This window comes from Cyanobacteria bacterium GSL.Bin1 (assembly GCA_009909085.1).
Taxonomy (GTDB): Bacteria; Cyanobacteriota; Cyanobacteriia; order Cyanobacteriales; family Rubidibacteraceae; genus Halothece.
The window spans coordinates 1-17,348 of the sequence record JAAANX010000060.1 but is presented as its reverse complement, the minus strand read 5'-3'; the positions used below and the strand labels follow the sequence as shown (position 1 = coordinate 17,348).

Below are 17,348 nucleotides of genomic sequence, written 5' to 3'. Positions count from 1 at the left end.
TATTTTTTATTATGATAAGTTGAGGCTGAATAATGCACTTAGAAGTAACACATCTCTATAAAGAGTTTCCCGCCAAAAAAGGTAATTTTCTAGCGCTTGAAGATATTAATTTGCACGTTGAAACGGGAGAATTTGTTTGTGCCGTTGGCGCTTCCGGTTCTGGCAAATCAACGCTATTAAGGTTAATTGCCGGGCTAGATTATCCCACTTCCGGAGAAATTACGGTGGATCACGTCCCGATTATTGGTCCGGGGCGCGATCGCGGTATGATATTTCAACGCTATACCCTTTATCCTTGGCTCAATGTCGCCAAAAATGTTGAGTTTGGACTGAAGCTGCAAGGCATTCCCCGTTCGGAACGTCAAGAACGGACTGCTTACTATCTCAATGTGGTGGGCTTAACTCAGTTTAAAAATGCCCTGCCCAAAGCCCTATCTGGCGGCATGAAACAACGAGTCGCGATCGCGCGCGCCTTAGCCTGTGAACCGAAAATTCTGCTAATGGATGAACCGTTTGGGGCATTAGATGTGCAAACCAAAGAAACCATGCAACAGTTTTTACTCGATCTCTGGCAACGCACCGGCACCACCATTTTAATGATTACCCATGATGTGGAAGAAGCGGTTTTTCTAGGGCAAAGAATCTATGTTTTAACGGCGCGTCCCGGTACAATTCAAAAAGAAATTCAGATTAACTTACCGCGTAATGAATATGGATCGCGCTCTTATCATGTCAAAGCATTATCTGAGTTTCAAAACTATCGCGAAAAAATCACACAACTTCTGAGAAATCATAGTGTTGAACAAGAAGTGATGGTCGGATGAAGCACGGTTTAGAATCGAATTCGCAAACATTTTTTCCAGCAAATTTATACACAGATCCAGAGTTAATCCCCTTAGAAACAAGAAATATTTTCCGTAAAAACTGGCTTTATCTTGGCGATATTGAGCAGTTATTTAATGAGAATAATCTCTTTGTCACTGAAATTGCTGATGCGAGTATTTTACTGATTAAAAAAACTCCGACAACCGTTCAAGCTTACTACAATGTTTGTCCCCATCGGGCTGCTCTTTTATGCCCCAAACCCGGAAAGCAATCTAAAGAAAAGCTCATTTGTCCTTATCATGCTTGGGTGTATGATTTAGACGGTCATTTAAGGGGAACTCCAGCAAAAGATCGGTTTCCGGAAGACTTCTCTTTCGCCGATTATCCCTTAAAGTCAATTCGTTGCGAGCAATGGGAAGGATTTATTTTCATTTGCTTCGATGAAGCAGTACCCCCATTGTCAGAATTTTTAGGGGAGATTCCAAACACAATTCAAGGGTATCGACAACCCGGAACCAAACAACTGGTTCAGCACACTTATAAAGTCGCTTGCAACTGGAAAGTTTATCACGACAATACCCTGTGTGATTACCATGTTCCCATTGTCCATCGCGAGACCTTAAACCAAATCCAAGGATCTGTCCGTTACTATGAACATTATTTCAACGAGTATGTCAATTTACTCTACACGCCAACAACTGAACAATGGCGCAGTGAGCATCCCATTCTAGACACAATTCCCTCCCAGAAAGCCCGTGATGGCTTCTTCACTTATGGTATTTTTCCTAACCTACATTTCTTAGCCTTGCCTGATGGAGTTTTGGCTTGGATCCGGATTGATCCCTTGAGGGTTAATACCTGTCAAGTACACTTAGAAATTTATGGAATTCCCAACGTTAGTCCTCCAGCAGAACAGCTATCGCAAGCTTTCACCACCTTTATGAAAGAGGATATGGCAGTCACTGAAATGGTGCAAAAAGGGTACGCTAGTGGCGGTTATGAACCGGGAATTGCCAATCAACTCGAAGACCGAATTTTGCATCAACAAGCCTTAATCCAAAGATTTTTGTTTGGCGATTAATGCAAGAGTTGCAATTGATAAAATAGGAACGTTAATCGCCGTTGGCGGGGTTGATCTGCTAAAACCCTCTCCAATGTGGAGAATTGAAAGTATAACGGTTAACCCTATTTTGAATGATGCCCTCACCCCGTCTGCTCCTCTTAATTTTAAGTATTAGTGTTGTTTTGGCACTGATGATTTGGTTGGTGAGTGCAATTTACCAACTTTATATCCAGATTGCCTTTACTGCCCCGATTCTCGCCAATTTATTACTGCTATTGCTCATGGCAGTGATTACCGTTTTAATTGGTGCCGTTATCTACTACATTCAGGGTGGGTTTAATTTCAAAGGGAAAAAAAAGAAGAAAAAACCGCGTCCTCAGGTCAAAGCCCCAGCGGAAAAAAATGAAGCCGCACAAGCTAACTTACAAGCAGTGCGTCAACAAGTCCAACAAATTCAAGATGAGGTTGCACAGCAAGCCCTTTTAGAAAAATCAGAAGCCCTCGCCGCGAACTTTGACCGTCAAGCCTTTCAGGTCGTCATTTTTGGAACGGTATCTGCGGGAAAAACCTCCCTTGTCAATGCCCTTATGGGTCGTGTAGTCGGAGAAGTGAGTGCGCCCATGGGAACCACGCAAGCGGGGGAAACTTATAGCTTGCAGTTATCAGGAATTGAACAGCAGATTTTAGTCACCGATACACCCGGTATTTTGGAAGCAGGGGTGATGGGAACGGAACGAGAACAATTAGCCCGTGAATTAGCCACCGCAGCCGATTTACTTCTATTTGTGGTCGATAATGATTTGCGTCAGTCTGAATACGATCCGCTATCGGTGCTAGCCGAAATTGGGAAACGATCGCTGCTGATTTTTAATAAGACCGATCTCTATACGGATGAGGATCAAGAAGTCATTCTAGAAAAGCTGCGATCGCGCACGCAAGACTATATTTTTCCCCATGATGTCATCTGTATCGCCGCTAACCCGACGCCCTTTCATACGGATAATGGGGATACTGTCCAACCGGAACCGGACATTATGCCCTTAATCAAACGCCTTGCCGCGGTTCTTCGGGCAGAAGGGGCAGACTTAATTGCCGATAATATCCTCCTGCAATCGCAACGCCTTGGGGAAGAAGCCCGTCGCCTCATTGACCAACAACGCCGTCGTCAAGCCGACAAAGTGATTGAACGGTACCAATGGGTGGGCGCAGGGGTCATTGCCGTTACCCCTTTACCCGTGGTGGATATGTTAGGCACAGCAGCAGTGAATGCGCAAATGGTGGTTGAAATTGGCAAGATTTATGGTTGTGACATTAACTATGATCGCGGTCGCGAACTCGCCCTCTCTCTGGGCAGAACGCTGGTTAGTTTAGGCGTGGTCAAAGGAGTGGTGCAAATGGTTTCTACTGCCCTGCAAATGAGTGTTGCGGCTTATGTGGTTGGGAAAGCGATTCAAGGGGTGAGTGCTGCTTATTTAACCCGGATTGCCGGCAAGAGTTTCATTGAATATTTCCGTCAAGATCAAGATTGGGGAGACGGTGGGATGACCGAAGTGGTGAAGCGTCAATTTCAGCTGAACCGTCGCGACGAATTTGTAAAATCCTTTCTAGGAGAAGCCTTTGAAAAAGTCGTGCAACCCTTAATGGCAGAAGAGGAAGAAGACGAGAGTGAAGAGGAAAGCAATGATAAAAGATCTCGTTATTCTTATGATGATGACTGGTCTGACCCCCCACAACCTAATTTAGAAAAATGGTAAAGCTCATTCATTGCCCAGGAGTTAAGGTTTGCGACACATTAGATTAATTCTAGTGAAGGGTTGGGAGTAGGAGTAAAGCTCACAGATAAACTAGAAAGGGTAACCGATCTCAAAGGTTGCAATGGGAGGTAATGATGAAAATAACAAGTCCCGCTTTTGCACACAATGAGAGCATTCCCAAAAAATACACCTGTCAAGGCGAAGATATCAACCCCCCTTTAACCCTTAGCGACATCCCGCAAGGAACGGTCTCCTTAACCTTAATCCATGATGATCCGGATGCACCGATGGGAACTTGGGATCACTGGCTGATTTGGAATATTAAGCCGGTAGCAGAAATCAAAGAAAACTCTGTTCCTGGGACACAAGGTAAAAATAGTTGGGGAAAGAGTTGCTATGGCGGTCCTTGCCCACCCAGTGGCACCCATCGCTACTTTTTCAAACTCTACGCCCTCGATTGCGAACTTGCTTTATCAGAAGGTGCAAACAAATCAGACTTAGAAGCAGCAATGGCAAACCATATCCTTGCGCAAGCAGAACTCATGGGCTTATATTGCAAATCCTAACAAGATATCAGCCACAGTACATAATTCCAATTAGCTTTCTTCGGGTATCACAGAAGACTGTAGTTCTGCAATTCGGTTCGCTAGTCTTTTTTGCATGGCTGCGATTTCGGTACTGCTTTTGCTTGCCATTGCCATCGCCAGTACTGACAAACTAATTTCCACCGCATCATCGCGATCCATAATTAAACCGAGTTCCTCTGCTGTTGATAATAAACTCGGTAGTTGGTGAGGATGTTCAACATCAAAGGTTAAGTGGACAGCAGAAGTATCCTCATCTCCCGGTTCTGGTTGCATTTCTAAAATCGACACTTGATGACCCGTCACGGTAATACTCGTAACATTACTCATAGCGGTTAAAGGGTGAGTTTTTAGCGGACAAGTGACTAATTGAGTTGTCATTGTTTTCGCTCCAATTCTAGTTAAGTTCAAGATGAATTATTTCTTCTCTACTGCAACGACACAGCTAGAGATTAGGCAGTAAATGCCACAATAATCGCTCCCTTTCATCCGGTATGATTCAGCGCGCGATCAAAAAGAATAAAACCAATGGTAATCATACTCGCCAGGAGGGTAAATTCAACAATTAATGCCAAACGAAGGTTTAATGTCCCTAGAAAATAAGTTAATCCAGAAAGACCAATAAATAACAGCGCTAGCGTCAGTAATAATTCACAAAATTGAAAACCTTTCATCTCTTAAGCACCTCCTAGTACGCCAATGATGCCTCTGGGGGAGGAATAAAGATTAAATAGTTCTCCACCTTTATTATCGCTCTTTTCAAGCATCTGTCCCATTAATCTTTGAGGGATATTAACAATATTTTTTAACAATTTTAATTTTCAATACGATCAGTTGATCCAGACAAGTATTTATGCCAACGCCTCAATTATTTTACGATCAATTTTGGATTTGCTTGGGAATAATTTACTTTAGTGAATTAATAAAATTGATATGATCGAAGTGGGGAGGTAGTAGAGTAATCGGAGGTAAAAATGATGGTGGATTATATTGATAAAAATGGGACGAAAACGATCAAGCTGTCAGACGATCTCGGATCGGATCCTTGGTTAGAAGAACCAGCAACGCCAGCGACAATCACTCATCCATCCTGGCAGTTTCCTTTAGACCCCAAACATGAAATTCAAGCAGCGCCAGCAGCAGATGGCATCTTGAGTCCGGCAAGCGATCCGAATCTGTTGCAACTCTCAGCACCTACAAGTGAACCTGTAACAATGACCGTCCAAATGTTATTGGAAGAAGAGTTGAAACTGAACGTTAACCAAGCGAAAAATATGTGGCAGCAGGTAAGAGATGCCCTAGCATTGTTATGGTGGAATTTACCGGAAGAGCAGCTTATGGCTTAGCTATCCCCGGCACAAGCGTCGAACGAACTACAAGGAGGAACCCATTTCAGTCTGTGGCCAACGTTGAAGCAAACAGCGCAGCAGAAGAGGGATTAAAATTGTCGTTGCCGCAGAGACCACAACCATGGCCGAAAAGAGGTGAGATGAGACTGCCCAGGCTCCCAAATGTAAGCCACGTTGCATAATAATCATCATAATTTCGGCACGAGGCACCATACTGAGTCCGAGTAGCGCCGCACTATTCCAAGTGTCAGTTATAATAACCGGAATTGCTACGCCAATCAGTTTACCTAAGACCGCAGCGGTGAGCAAAATAGCTCCCCAGCCGAGAGCGATGGGGACAGTGGTGAGATCGATGCTTAAACCAATGCCAATAAAAAAGAAGGGGACAAATAACTCGTAAAGGGTGGCAAAGGAAGCGTCAATTTTGACGGCGCGAGGATCGTAACTATACGCCAATCCGGCAAAGAACGCGCCAATGGCAACCGAAAATCCCAATAATCCAGCTAAAGCAGCAATGATAAACCCTACTCCCGCAACCATCAAGGTGGGATCGGGAGCAGGTTCTAATTTCTGAAAAAACCCAGTCAGGGGCTGTTCAAGATAGCGGGAAAAAAAGAAGCAGAAGGCAGCGAAAAAGAGGGTCTTGATCGTAAAAATAGCGGCTGCATTTCCTAAGATAGGCAGCCAATTCGCGTCGGGATTATTGTGTAAAACCGGGACGAGGGCAAAGAGTAATGCCATAAGCGCGATCGCGGAAAGATCATCCATTTCCGCCACATCGAGCATCAGTTGACCGTTACTTGAGTTCAGAGCATTGGCTTCTCGCCACACGGCAACTGAAACGCTGACGCTCGTTGCGGTCATCGCTGTCGCTACGAATAAGCTGGGAATCAGGTCCAGTTGCAGTAACACTTGAGCAGTGACCAATCCAAGCAGACCGCTCACGAAAACATTGCCAATCCAGATAATACTGGCACGACGCAGTTGACTAATCAGTTTAGAAAGGTCACTTTCAAGCCCAACGCGAAATAACAAGCAGATAATTCCCAAGTCAGCAAGAAAAGCTAATACTTCGCGATCGCCGGCTGAAAAGAGTTGCCAAGTTTTATCAGCACTGTGGAGGAGTAATCCTAAGCCAATATAGCCCATCAGAGCAGGCAATCCAAGACGTTGCAACCCTGATTTCAGTAGGATAGCAACCACTAGAATCAGACCAACTAGCAAAATGAGTAGCAATAATGCTTGCTCGGTTGGCATTCCTTCCTCTGCTCCTCAACTGCAAGCTACCCCTCATCCTATCATTGCCAGCGCGACACCGATTCATCATCATTTTTACCTTAGGTTGCGTAGGAAATTTGATTAGGTTTTACTGCATTTTCTCTAATTAATTACTATTTTTATGATCAATCAATAGTTTTTTTATGATTTCTTTATTGATTTTTCCTTGATCATTACGCTGAATTTTAGTCACTCTAAACCATTTTTTAGGAATTTTGTAAGAGCTGAGTGCTTGTTTTAATTGTGCTTTAATTTCGCTGCTAGTTGCTGTTTCTTTTTGCGAAACATAAATTGCACTTACAACTTCTCCCCAAATTTGATCTTCTAAACCCATCACATAAACATCTGTAACTAAACCGGTCGATAAAATCGCTGCTTCCACTTCATCAGGAAAGACATTCTCTCCACCAGTGATAATTTTTCGGCTTTTACGACCGATAATATGAAGATAGCCGGCTCGATCAAAATAACCCAGATCATCAGTAATCCATTGCTCTCGTTTCCAATCGCAATCAGGATAATATCCTAATCCTAAAGCGTTCGTTTTAATCGTAATTGTTCCTAATTTTTCTGGAGCTAGTTCTTCTCCTAATTCTCCTTGAATTATAATTTTTGCATGGGGTAAGACTTGACCCACACTGTTATTTCCTGCTAAAAAATCATTGGGCTGTAAAGTGACAACTTGTGATGCTGTTTCCGTCATGCCATAGGTTAAAGCAAGGGGAACTTGATAGTGTCTCGCCTTTGCTAAAAGACTTGTCCAAGGGGGCGCACCACCAAGAAGAACCGCTTTAAATTGAGATAACCAGTTGCCTGCCCCATAATTGAGTAGCCGTTGCAGTTGCGTAGGAACTAATGAGAGAAAATAGTTATTTCGCGCGATATTTTGTAGTTGGCGTAGAGTTACTAAGTCTTGATTTTGCCAAGCTTTTTCTAGCCTCTGATAGGAATATAAAATTAAATTTCCTCCTGTAAGAAAGGTTCGCATAAATTGCATTAATCCACTAACATGGTACAGAGGAAGAACACAAAAACAATTCACTGTTTCTTGTTCAAAATAACGACAAAATCCTGTAACTGATGCGCTTAAGGTTTCCCAATTATGTTTGACAAAACGGATCGTTCCTGATGAGCCACCAGTAGGAATCATCATGTTTCCCTTAGACTTGATCTCCAAAGGGGAGGAAGAGATTTGTTCTAAACGATTTTCTTCAATAATTACATTCGGGTTGACGATAGCAAAAACTTGCTGCCATTCTTGAAATTGCCATTGCTGATTCCCTAAAAAAATTGGACAACTTTTCCCGATACTGGCTAAAAAACTAGATAAAAATTGATGATCATTCCTTCCCTTTATAAGAATCTTTGCTCCTTGTGGAATTTGTGAATAAATTTGTTGGCTCTGTTGCACTAATGCTTCCGAATCAGTCAGAGAAAATCCTTCTTGAATTCGACAAGCCTTGAGTTGCTGCATTAACCATGGAAAGGACGGTTTGATTTCATTCATTGCTATTTCTTAACCCAATTTTGACAACTTAGATCATTAATCCTTGGTGGGTGGCTGTCCAAATTGTCCAAGCATCGACTAAGAGCAAAAGCAGGGTAAATCCTAATAAAATGAAATACATCCACGGTTGTGCCAAAGGACGAACATCACTGGTATCAATGCCTGTTTCTTCTTCAACTTTCTCGACTAAGCGTGCAAATCCTGCGACTCGCATCGGGAGAAGATAGGCTTGATCGCGCCCTGAAGTAACAAAATAATACACTAATCCTCCTTGTCCGGTCGTTCGCAGTTTCAGTTGTTCAATTTCAGCCCAAGGGAGTGACCATCCTTTTTGCAAAATCGAGGGAAACCAACGGGGATAGGTCACTGCAATCTGTTTGTCATCGAGAACAACCTGCTGACTCAACGCACCGTATAATAAAATCCAACCGATGGCTAAACCAACGACAAACCAAGCAACAGGAATTGAAACGGGAGAAATCTTAGCTAAAAAAGGCAGAGGAAGCGTCAAAGCAATGTAGAGACTCAACAGAGTCATCCGAATCAGTGGAGAAATTTGAAAAGTTAGAGATTGAGTATTGGCAACCGTCATCTGTACTAAACTAAGTGATCATCTCTAATTAAGGTAACAATTTATTAACAATTCCGACGGAAACCGTCCTCAAAAAATAAAGGTTAGCTTTATACTTCTGAGATTGCACTTCTCAAGAAGAATGAAAAAGTAACCTTTCTTAAAAAAATCAAAATAGAGTTGCCGATTTCAAAAGAGGCTGCTAAAATTAATCTTGAGAACAAAGATCGGTGACTACGTTTGGTTTCAGTATTGATAGTTTTTTCCAGCTTCGTATTGACAGACTCTCTCCAAGATCTTGCCTCACTACACAATATCTGATTGAGGAGAATCTTCATCAATGTCAATTTATGTCGGTAATCTCGACTACTCCGTAACTCAAGACGACTTAAGCGAAGTTTTTGCAGAATACGGCACAGTTAAGCGCGTCCATCTCCCTACTGACCGTGAGACAGGTCGGATGAGAGGATTTGGTTTTGTTGAAATGTCATCGGAAACTGAAGAATCGAATGCGATTTCTGAACTAGATGGTGCAGAATGGATGGGTCGTGAACTCAAAGTAAACCCCGCTCGTCCCCGCGAAAATAAAGGCTCATTTGGCGGCGGTCGCAGAAACAGACGTTTCTAAAGTATTGAATTGAGCAAACGACGCTTTTAGAGAGCCCATAAGATGTAATCAGGCTTTCTGAAAGCGTTTTTTAATTTGAATAAGGAGAATTGAGAATGGCTAAACGTCGGAATCAGAAAAAAGAAAAAGCAGCTCGTAATCTTGCTTATGCAAGACAGTTCCGGAAAAAATCAACCGGAAATTTCCAAAGAGGTCGTCGGTTCTCCGGTGGAAATAACAACAATACCAGCAACAGCAACAGTAATAATGAAAGCGATAATAGTGGGGCAGCCGAATAAGCCCACTCCGTTGCCTATGCTGACAAAAGCCTAATTTGAAGAGGGGAAGTTGGGGAGTTGAGTTCAATGGTAATGAACTCGTCACTCTGGCCTCCCCTCTGCCTGTGTTTTAGCCAATCATGGTCGCTAGGGTACTCAGTAAGTCTTGTTCATTATAGGGTTTAGAAAAATAAGCCGATGCTCCTAGTTTCATCGCGAGTTTACGGTGTTTTTCATTGCCCCGAGAAGTCAGCATGGCAATGGGTAACTGTTTAAATTCAGGGTGATTTTTAATTTCACCTAAAACGCCATAACCATCTAAGCGAGGCATTTCGATATCGCAAATCGCTGCTTTGATTGGTAAACCACTAAAGACTTTCTCAACCGCTTCTTGTCCATCTTTGGCTTGTTCCACTTGATAGCCGGCTTTTTCCAGCGCGATCGCGAGGTAACGACGGACATGAATCGAGTCGTCAATAATTAAAATGGTGTCAGCCTTTAAGGAATCATCGTGAACCGGAACATCAACAGTGGCTTTACTTTCCGCTTGGGGTTGTTGGAACCAATTTAAGAGTTGCACCGGATCGACCAGGGGAATGGGACGACCATCCCCTAAAACAGTAGAACCAGTAATTCCAGGGGGTAACGGTAAGGGGCTATCGACACTCCGTAACGCCACTTCTTGTTCTCGCCAGAAGCGATCCACCCGAATACCGCGCCAACTTCCCCGATAATTAACAATTAAAACGGTGGCGCGATCGAGCGTTGCCGTTCCTGCCATGACAAAGGATTTGACGGTTCGATTAAAGCGGGACCAACTCTCTAGACTGGTTACGGGAACGTTCTCACCATTCCAAACCATTTCTCCTGATGCCTCTGAGGGGGCAAAAGCTTTCACCATCTCCACAGGAAGGGCAAAGACTAAGCCGGCACTTTCGACAATTGCCACCCGCGCAATGGAGACAGAGAGAGGAAAACTGATTCTAAATGTGGTTCCGACACCTAATTTTGTGTCCACATGGACTTCACCGCGAATTTTTTCTAAGTTGGTGCGAACAACATCCATGCCCACACCGCGCCCCGATAATTCGGTGACGCGCTCAGCGGTGGAAAAGCCAGGGGCAAAAATCGAATCCAGAAGATCTTGATCGCTGAGTTGGGCTAACTCTTCTTGGGAAATGCCCATCGTTTTCAGGCGAGCCTTAATTTTTTCCCGATCAATGCCACCCCCATCATCGGTAATGGAAATCATGGTTTTGTTCCCCTGATTCACGGCATTGAGGGTAATTTTTCCTTGCTCGGGTTTTCCTTGGGCAACGCGGGTTTGGGGGTCTTCAATCCCGTGGTCAAAGGCATTGCGCAGCAGGTGATTGAGCGGGGCAGAAAGGGCTTCAAAGGCTGCGCGATCAATGAGGGTATTTTCGCCTTGAATCTCAATAGTAACCGGTTTGTCATACTGGACAGATAAGTCTCGGATGACCCGCCGAAATCCCTTCACCGCTTCGGAAAAGGAACGAGTTTGTACGCGGGTAATGCCCCGCTGCAAATCACTCGTGGTAAAGTTCAGTTCTCCCATTGCTTGTGTGACTTCTCGGGAACTCACTTCCAGGTCACTGGTAACCTCTTGTAGCTGGACAATGGTTTCCATTTGCTCTTGGAACAGCAGGTGTAAGTCACTGTAGCGATCCATCTCTAAGGTGTCAAAGCCTTCGGTTTCTGCGCGAGGAAAGTTCGACACCGTAACACTTTCATAGTTGAGTTTGTCATACCATTTGCGCAGTTGGACATTCGCTTGTTCCAGTTGCTGGGTTCTCGATTTACTGAGATTGACAAACTCCTCTAACTCTGACATCCGGGAATTGACCAATTCCCGCTCTAGAATTAAACGGCCAAACAGGGTATTAATTCGAGCCAGTTGTTGCACAGACACCCGCACTGTTGTATCTTCTCGTTGTGCAGGAACCGGCAGTTCTTGGTTTTCTTTGGTAGCGACAACAGTTGACTCGGCTGATGGCACTGCCACATTTTCTTCCTGTTCTACGAATACGGGTAGATCTAAATCATCAAAATCGGGAATTTCCCATTCTTCTTCTGCCGTCGCTGCCTGTAACTCCTCGATCGCGCTGGGATCTAAGTCATCGAGATCGGGAATCTCCCATTCTTGGGTTTCTTCAGCAATGACTTCGCTGGTATCGAGTTCAGTCGGGAGATGATCGTAACGTCCCAGTTGAATCAAGGCTTGCGAGCGCTCCCATTGCGCGATCGCGCTGCGGGTTAATGATCGCAATTGCGCCAAGGAAACTTCATTGAGATGCTGCTGTACCGACTCACATAAGCTGACAAAGGGCTCACATTCAATCATCCGCCCAAAGTCTGCTAATTCCTCGGCGGTTGTTTTAACAACAGTCGCCAATTCGGTTGAAGACAAAAGCGTCGACTGTTTTCTTAACTGTTCTAAAGCATCTTCCACCCCGCTGCCAAAGAGGAGATCGGCCACATTGGCGTCTTCTTCCTTGGACAAGAGTGCCGTTTCATCCGCTTCGGTTAACTCTCCCAAGTGCTCTCGCAAAGGAGCAAAGGTCTGTGTCGCTTGCTGATCGAGCCAGTCTTGCGGGGGGGGAATTTCCCTGACGATATTGTTCGCCAATTGCCCGCAAGCAGTCCACCCCTTGCAGTAATAGCGTTTCCAATTGGGTATTAATTTCGATTGTCTGAAATCGGGCTTGGAGGATTTTCAGGTAATCTTCTAACGAATGAGCAGTGCGACTGAAGGCATCAAAGCCCATCATCGCAGACCCCCCTTTAATGGAGTGAGCGGCTCGTGCTGCAGCATCAAACTCTTTTAAATCAACCCCTTGCTCAGCAATGCCTAAGAGAGCAGACTCTAGCTGATCGCAGTACTCAAAGAAGTTCTTAAAGGTAGTTCCCAGATTAATGCAAACTTGCTGGAGACACTGAGAGTAGGTCAGCTTTAACCAGTCAAATTCTTTTTTTTATTCGGGTAATTGTTTCTTGATGTCGTAGCTAGAAATCCCTTTACCCGTCTCCTTGTAGGTCGTGTTGATCTGGTTAAGACCCCAATTCCAAACGAAGCGACAGTTGCCAAAACTTTGTTCTAGCGACTGTCGCTGTTCGTGGTCGGGGTATAATCTGACTTTGACGACTTGAAGCATTAGGGTAAAAAGAAATTAATATAAATACCATAACACAGAGGGAGAGTGTTCGTTTTCAGGCTGTCGAAACCCTCGACTCACCGCTCCTCATGAGGGGCTGTCGTCTGGGGTCTCCCCAGACGTTTATACGTCCCGTCCCGTCACTCGCCTACGGCAGACCGGAGCAAAGCGTGAGGACGGGGCTTCCCCGCGACAAGCTAATGCTTCTCTGCTCACTTGTTCGGTCACCTTTGAAACTTCTTCTGCATTCAGAAATTCTTGTCTGCTTAACCAGTGCAAAATACTGTCAAGAGACATTCCTTCTAGAGAATTTCGGGTATTTTCCAAAGATTTTGCTGTCTTCAATGCTTCCACTGCTGCTTTGCAGCCCAAACACTGAAGATGGTAGGTTAACTCTTCTACAGATTGAACGGACATCGAGGCATATTGGAGTTGACCTTTTTCGAGATAAACGATCCAGTTAATGTTTTCTCTAGAAATTTCTAGAACGCCACTCCGATTTGATAATTCCTTGAAAAGTTGAAACGAGTTATGAATTTCTCCACTTGCTTGTTGGGTAGCTAGAAACTCAGATGAGGTAAAATGTAAGCTTTCAGTCATGTAATTTTAGTGATCTAAAGCAAATACAAATAGAAATATAACACAGATTCTCGTCCGGTACTTCAGTGTAATTATCCAAAGTAACTGCCAGTTATATTCATTTTGCAAATTATATTTATGTTCAAGGTGTGATTTAAAAAACTTTTTAAAATCCAATGAAACTGTAGGTAATCTTGAAAGAAGTAACTGGAGATGATAGCGACTCCCGAACTTGATAAAGTTGTTAAAATTTTCTGAGTTATATGAAGGTTAGATTAAGTTAATCAATTACTTGGAAAAAGTGTTATACAATTTTAGGATTTTTCATCAGCACTTATAGTAATAAAGCATAATTGCTGAGGTGACGCTATCAGGTTATGCAAATGACGGACAAAATTGATAAACTGCTGAAGGGAATATTAAGTGAGATCGCTGTTATCTTAGTTAGCTACCACACGGCTGAGAGTTAATTAGTGGTACATGGAGTGCTTTTTATGAATCGACAAGTACAACAAACAATACAAAGATTTTTAGGCTACGAAATTTTAAATAACTTTGTTTCGGAATACCTCTTGGCTTTATTCATGTTTCTGATTGGTATTCTGATTATTAATTTTATTTTGAAAGGATTTATTCTGAAGCGACTCAGAAAATGGATCAATCATTCTCATATTGGTTTAAATAGCCGTTTACTCAAAATATTTCAGAATTCTCTTACCCCTTTACTCTATCTGGGGGTACTTTATATTAGTATTCGTAATTTAGAATTACATCCAATTCTAAATCAATCGATTGATGTCATTGGTTTAATTCTTGCTACTTTTATTGGCATTCGTTTTATTGGCAATGTTATTGAGTATTTCTTAGCGACCTACTGGTTAAAAGGAGAAGACGATGAAGCCCGTGAACAAAGTATTGCCATTCTTTCGCCAGCACTGAGAATTGTTACTTGGACAATCGGCATCATTTTCTTATTAGGCAATCTTGGCTTTAATATTTCTGCATTAATCGCTAGCTTAGGTATCGGCGGTATTGCCATTGCTTTAGCAGCGCAAGGGGTTTTCCAAGAACTCTTTAGTTATTTTTCCATCTTGCTCGATCGCCCAGTTAAAATTGGCGATTTTATTATCGTTGGCGATCTAATTGGTACAGTAGAACACATTGGGATTAAAACGACTCGCCTTCGCAGTCTGAGCGGCGAAGAGTTAATTTTATCCAATAGTGACTTAACTAGTTCTCGGATTCACAATTATAAGCGAATGGAAGAGCGTCGCATTGTTTTTACCCTCGGCGTCACTTATGAAACTGGATTAGAACAATTACAAATCATTCCTGAATTGATTCACGAGATGATTAATAATATAGAAAACACGCGCTTTGATCGGTGCCATTTTAGCTCTTATGGAGATTTTAGTCTGAATTTTGAAACGGTGTATTATATGGAAACCCCAGATTACACTGCTTATATGGATGCGCAGCAAAAAATTAATTTTGCCATCAAAGAATGTTTTGAAGCTCAAGGTATTGAAATCGCTTATCCTACACAAGTTCATTATTTAAAAAGTGACTAATGGAAAATTATTGGCAATTTCTTCAGGATATTAAACTTGCTAATTACTTGCAGGCGGAAAATGCCAATTGCAGCCCACTAACTCCTCCAACAGCTACAAGCGGACAATCGCTTTGACAAACTGTTATAAGTGGGGGAGTAACATTGTTGAATATCGCACGAGAGATAACCTGTGGTCTTCCTTACCCAAAACACCAGTCGTCAACGAGAAATTTTAGAAGTCGTTTTCCGCAATGGTTGGGACTATATGCGTCGCCTCCTCACAGTTGGGAAAGCTGAAGCCCCTGAACTGCCGACACCAACGGTGCTGCGGAATATCTTAGTCGATTTAGGACCGGTTTACGTTAAATTTGGGCAACTGCTCAGTACTCGTCCTGACATCATTCCTCCTGATTATATCGAAGCTCTCACTGCTCTCCAAGCGAATGTTCCGCCAGTAGCCTGGACCAATATTGAAGCCCTGCTGCGGGAACAACTCAAAGCACCGGTAGATCAGGTGTTTTCCGAGTTTAATCAAGAACCCGTTGCTGCCGGCTCGATCGCGCAAACCCATCGTGGAACTCTCGCTAATGGTCAGGAAGTCGCAGTCAAAGTGCAACGTCCGGGAATTGATAAGGTTGTTGACCAAGATATTTCTTTGATCAAAGGAATTGCGGAATTAGTCGCTCGTACCGACTTTGGGGAAGATTACGATGTGGTAGCCTTAGCCGAAGAATTCACCAATGCCCTGCGGGCTGAACTTGATTTTACCAAAGAAGCAACCTATACCGATCAACTGCGTCGCAATCTTGAAAATAGCAATTGGTTTGATCCGAAAGAAGTCGTTGTTCCTGCGATTCATTGGGATATCACTACAGAAAAATTACTCGTTATGGAGTGGCTTGATGGTGCTCCGATATTAAAAGCTGAATTACCAAAAGTTCAAGAAGAAAAACGCCGTCAGGAATTAACAACGCTTCTCTTTCGTGTCTTTTTTCAACAAATTTATATTGATGGGTTCTTTCACGCTGATCCCCATCCAGGAAACATTTTTTATCTGGATGATGGACGACTGGCGTTAATTGATTGTGGGATGATTGGACGCTTGGATCCGCGGACCCAACAAATTTTAACTGAAATGTTGTTGGCAATTGTTGATATTGATGCCCAGCGCTGTAGCCAATTAACTCTAGAGTTATCAGAAAGTGCTAATTCAGTTAATTTAATTAATTTAGAAAATGACTATGATCGGATGTTGCGCAAGTATTACAATCTTAGTATTTCGCAAATTAATTTTAGTGAAGTTTTCTATGAAATTTTAGAAGTTTCACGAAATAACAACGTTAAGCTTCCCAGTAACATGGGACTGTATGCAAAAAGTTTAGCCAATTTAGAAGGAGTGGCAAGAGGGTTTAATCCTGAGGTTAATTTACTCTACGAAGTACGACCTTTAATGACCGATTTATTTCGCAACCAAATCTTAGGAAATAATCCCATTCCCACACTCTTAAGAACCACTCTCGATCTCAAAAGTTTATCTCTACAAGGTCCTCGTCAGCTAGAATTATTCCTAGATCGCGTTACCTCAGAAACTTTAAGTTGGAACTTCAATGTCCGAGAACTCGAACCCCTACGAAGAAGTTTGGATGATTCCGCGAATCGGCTTTCTTTTAGCATTATTGTTGGTTCTCTAATTATGGGCGCAGCCATTATTTCTTCCAATGCGCAAACGCCTCAGCTCTCGCTCATTAGTAACATCTTATTTGCTGCAGCCAGTTTTATTGGGTTTTGGTTATTGTTGAGTATTTGGCGCTCCGGTCGCTTGAAATAGATGAGGATGAGGGAGATGAGAAAAACACTAGGGAAAGTTGCCTACTCCCTCCCGCGTTGGGATTCATTAGATAAGTAGCACTCATTTTTGAACTCCATCAATACAGGGAGTTCAATCAGAATAAAGAAGGCAATAACCAACGGGACTGACGGGATTCGAACCCGCAACTTCTGCCGTGACAGGGCAGTGCTCTAACCGGTTGAACTACAGTCCCCTGTAGCGCGAATACTATGGTAGCGATTATTTTTGGGTTTGTCAAACGTTGTGGCAAAATTTTTTCTAATCACTCGATAATGAGGAAGAAGCAGTGAAAGGAAAAACAGAAATGAACATTCGAGTTGGCAATGGTTATGACATTCATCAACTGGGTCAAGATCATTCTTTAGTTATTGGTGGAGTC

Annotated in this window: 17 protein-coding genes, 1 tRNA gene and 1 pseudogene; 10 read left to right on the top strand and 9 right to left on the bottom strand. The window is 43.1% G+C overall.

Annotated elements, in window-relative coordinates; all coding sequences use genetic code 11:
- Positions 1-32: 32 nt before the first annotated feature.
- The 4 genes from GVY04_06720 to GVY04_06705 all read left to right on the top strand — a co-directional run bounded on the left by GVY04_06720 (position 33) and on the right by GVY04_06705 (position 4,208).
- Positions 33-824 (top strand): ATP-binding cassette domain-containing protein, encoded by a 792-nt coding sequence (locus GVY04_06720; protein ID NBD15836.1) that lies wholly within the window; start codon positions 33-35, stop codon positions 822-824.
- Positions 821-1,906, top strand: a complete 1,086-nt coding sequence (locus GVY04_06715; protein ID NBD15835.1) for a Rieske 2Fe-2S domain-containing protein — start codon at positions 821-823, stop codon at positions 1,904-1,906. The genes GVY04_06720 and GVY04_06715 overlap by 4 nt, the downstream gene beginning before the upstream one ends.
- A gap of 116 nt (positions 1,907-2,022) precedes the next feature.
- The gene (locus tag GVY04_06710; protein NBD15834.1) at positions 2,023-3,642 is read left to right on the top strand and encodes a DUF697 domain-containing protein; all 1,620 of its coding nucleotides are present in this window, start codon (positions 2,023-2,025) and stop codon (positions 3,640-3,642) included.
- 134 nt (positions 3,643-3,776) lie between these two features.
- Positions 3,777-4,208, top strand: coding sequence for a YbhB/YbcL family Raf kinase inhibitor-like protein (locus GVY04_06705; GenBank protein ID NBD15833.1), 432 nt, complete (start codon positions 3,777-3,779; stop codon positions 4,206-4,208).
- A gap of 30 nt (positions 4,209-4,238) precedes the next feature.
- Here the strand turns inward: GVY04_06705 and GVY04_06700 are convergent, their stop codons facing one another.
- Both GVY04_06700 and GVY04_06695 read right to left on the bottom strand, forming a co-directional pair.
- Positions 4,239-4,607: a hypothetical protein gene (locus tag GVY04_06700; protein NBD15832.1), complete on the bottom strand. Its 369-nt coding sequence runs from the start codon at positions 4,605-4,607 to the stop codon at positions 4,239-4,241.
- Between the two features lie 104 nt (positions 4,608-4,711).
- On the bottom strand, positions 4,712-4,900 hold the full coding sequence (locus tag GVY04_06695; protein ID NBD15831.1) for a hypothetical protein: 189 nt from the start codon (positions 4,898-4,900) through the stop codon (positions 4,712-4,714).
- Positions 4,901-5,203: 303 nt separating this feature from the next.
- On the opposite strand from GVY04_06695, the gene GVY04_06690 reads away from it, so the two are divergent.
- Entirely contained in the window at positions 5,204-5,572 is a 369-nt protein-coding gene (locus tag GVY04_06690; protein ID NBD15830.1) for a hypothetical protein, read from the top strand.
- A gap of 27 nt (positions 5,573-5,599) precedes the next feature.
- On the opposite strand, the gene GVY04_06685 is transcribed toward GVY04_06690, so the two are convergent.
- The 3 genes from GVY04_06685 to GVY04_06675 all read right to left on the bottom strand — a co-directional run bounded on the left by GVY04_06685 (position 5,600) and on the right by GVY04_06675 (position 8,952).
- Positions 5,600-6,832, bottom strand: a complete 1,233-nt coding sequence (locus tag GVY04_06685) for a cation:proton antiporter (protein ID NBD15829.1) — start codon at positions 6,830-6,832, stop codon at positions 5,600-5,602.
- 127 nt (positions 6,833-6,959) lie between these two features.
- Positions 6,960-8,360, bottom strand: coding sequence for an AMP-binding protein (locus tag GVY04_06680; protein ID NBD15828.1), 1,401 nt, complete (start codon positions 8,358-8,360; stop codon positions 6,960-6,962).
- A 28-nt stretch (positions 8,361-8,388) separates the two neighbouring features.
- The gene (locus GVY04_06675) at positions 8,389-8,952 is read right to left on the bottom strand and encodes a hypothetical protein (GenBank protein ID NBD15827.1); all 564 of its coding nucleotides are present in this window, start codon (positions 8,950-8,952) and stop codon (positions 8,389-8,391) included.
- A 319-nt stretch (positions 8,953-9,271) separates the two neighbouring features.
- Between GVY04_06675 and GVY04_06670 the strand changes: the two genes are divergently transcribed.
- Entirely contained in the window at positions 9,272-9,559 is a 288-nt protein-coding gene (locus tag GVY04_06670; GenBank protein ID NBD15826.1) for an RNA-binding protein, read from the top strand.
- A gap of 95 nt (positions 9,560-9,654) precedes the next feature.
- Positions 9,655-9,837, top strand: a complete 183-nt coding sequence (locus GVY04_06665; GenBank protein NBD15825.1) for a hypothetical protein — start codon at positions 9,655-9,657, stop codon at positions 9,835-9,837.
- A 109-nt stretch (positions 9,838-9,946) separates the two neighbouring features.
- On the opposite strand, the gene GVY04_06660 is transcribed toward GVY04_06665, so the two are convergent.
- The 3 genes and pseudogenes from GVY04_06660 to GVY04_06650 all read right to left on the bottom strand — a co-directional run bounded on the left by GVY04_06660 (position 9,947) and on the right by GVY04_06650 (position 13,589).
- A complete protein-coding gene (locus tag GVY04_06660) occupies positions 9,947-12,463 on the bottom strand; it encodes a response regulator (protein NBD15824.1) in 2,517 nt (838 codons plus the stop codon).
- A gap of 253 nt (positions 12,464-12,716) precedes the next feature.
- Positions 12,717-12,989 (bottom strand): annotated as a pseudogene (locus GVY04_06655) (helix-turn-helix domain-containing protein).
- Between the two features lie 123 nt (positions 12,990-13,112).
- Positions 13,113-13,589 (bottom strand): hypothetical protein, encoded by a 477-nt coding sequence (locus tag GVY04_06650; protein ID NBD15823.1) that lies wholly within the window; start codon positions 13,587-13,589, stop codon positions 13,113-13,115.
- A gap of 473 nt (positions 13,590-14,062) precedes the next feature.
- Here GVY04_06650 and GVY04_06645 point away from each other — a divergent pair, with 473 nt between their 5' ends.
- On the top strand, positions 14,063-15,139 hold the full coding sequence (locus GVY04_06645) for a mechanosensitive ion channel (protein ID NBD15822.1): 1,077 nt from the start codon (positions 14,063-14,065) through the stop codon (positions 15,137-15,139).
- Positions 15,140-15,310: 171 nt separating this feature from the next.
- Complete coding sequence (locus GVY04_06640) at positions 15,311-16,948, top strand: AarF/ABC1/UbiB kinase family protein (protein NBD15821.1); 1,638 nt, start codon at positions 15,311-15,313, stop codon at positions 16,946-16,948.
- Positions 16,949-17,088: 140 nt separating this feature from the next.
- On the opposite strand, the gene GVY04_06635 is transcribed toward GVY04_06640, so the two are convergent.
- Positions 17,089-17,162 (bottom strand) — tRNA-Asp (locus GVY04_06635).
- Between the two features lie 111 nt (positions 17,163-17,273).
- Between GVY04_06635 and GVY04_06630 the strand changes: the two genes are divergently transcribed.
- Positions 17,274-17,348: 2-C-methyl-D-erythritol 2,4-cyclodiphosphate synthase (locus GVY04_06630; protein ID NBD15820.1), on the top strand; the 75-nt coding region annotated here is incomplete at its 3' end.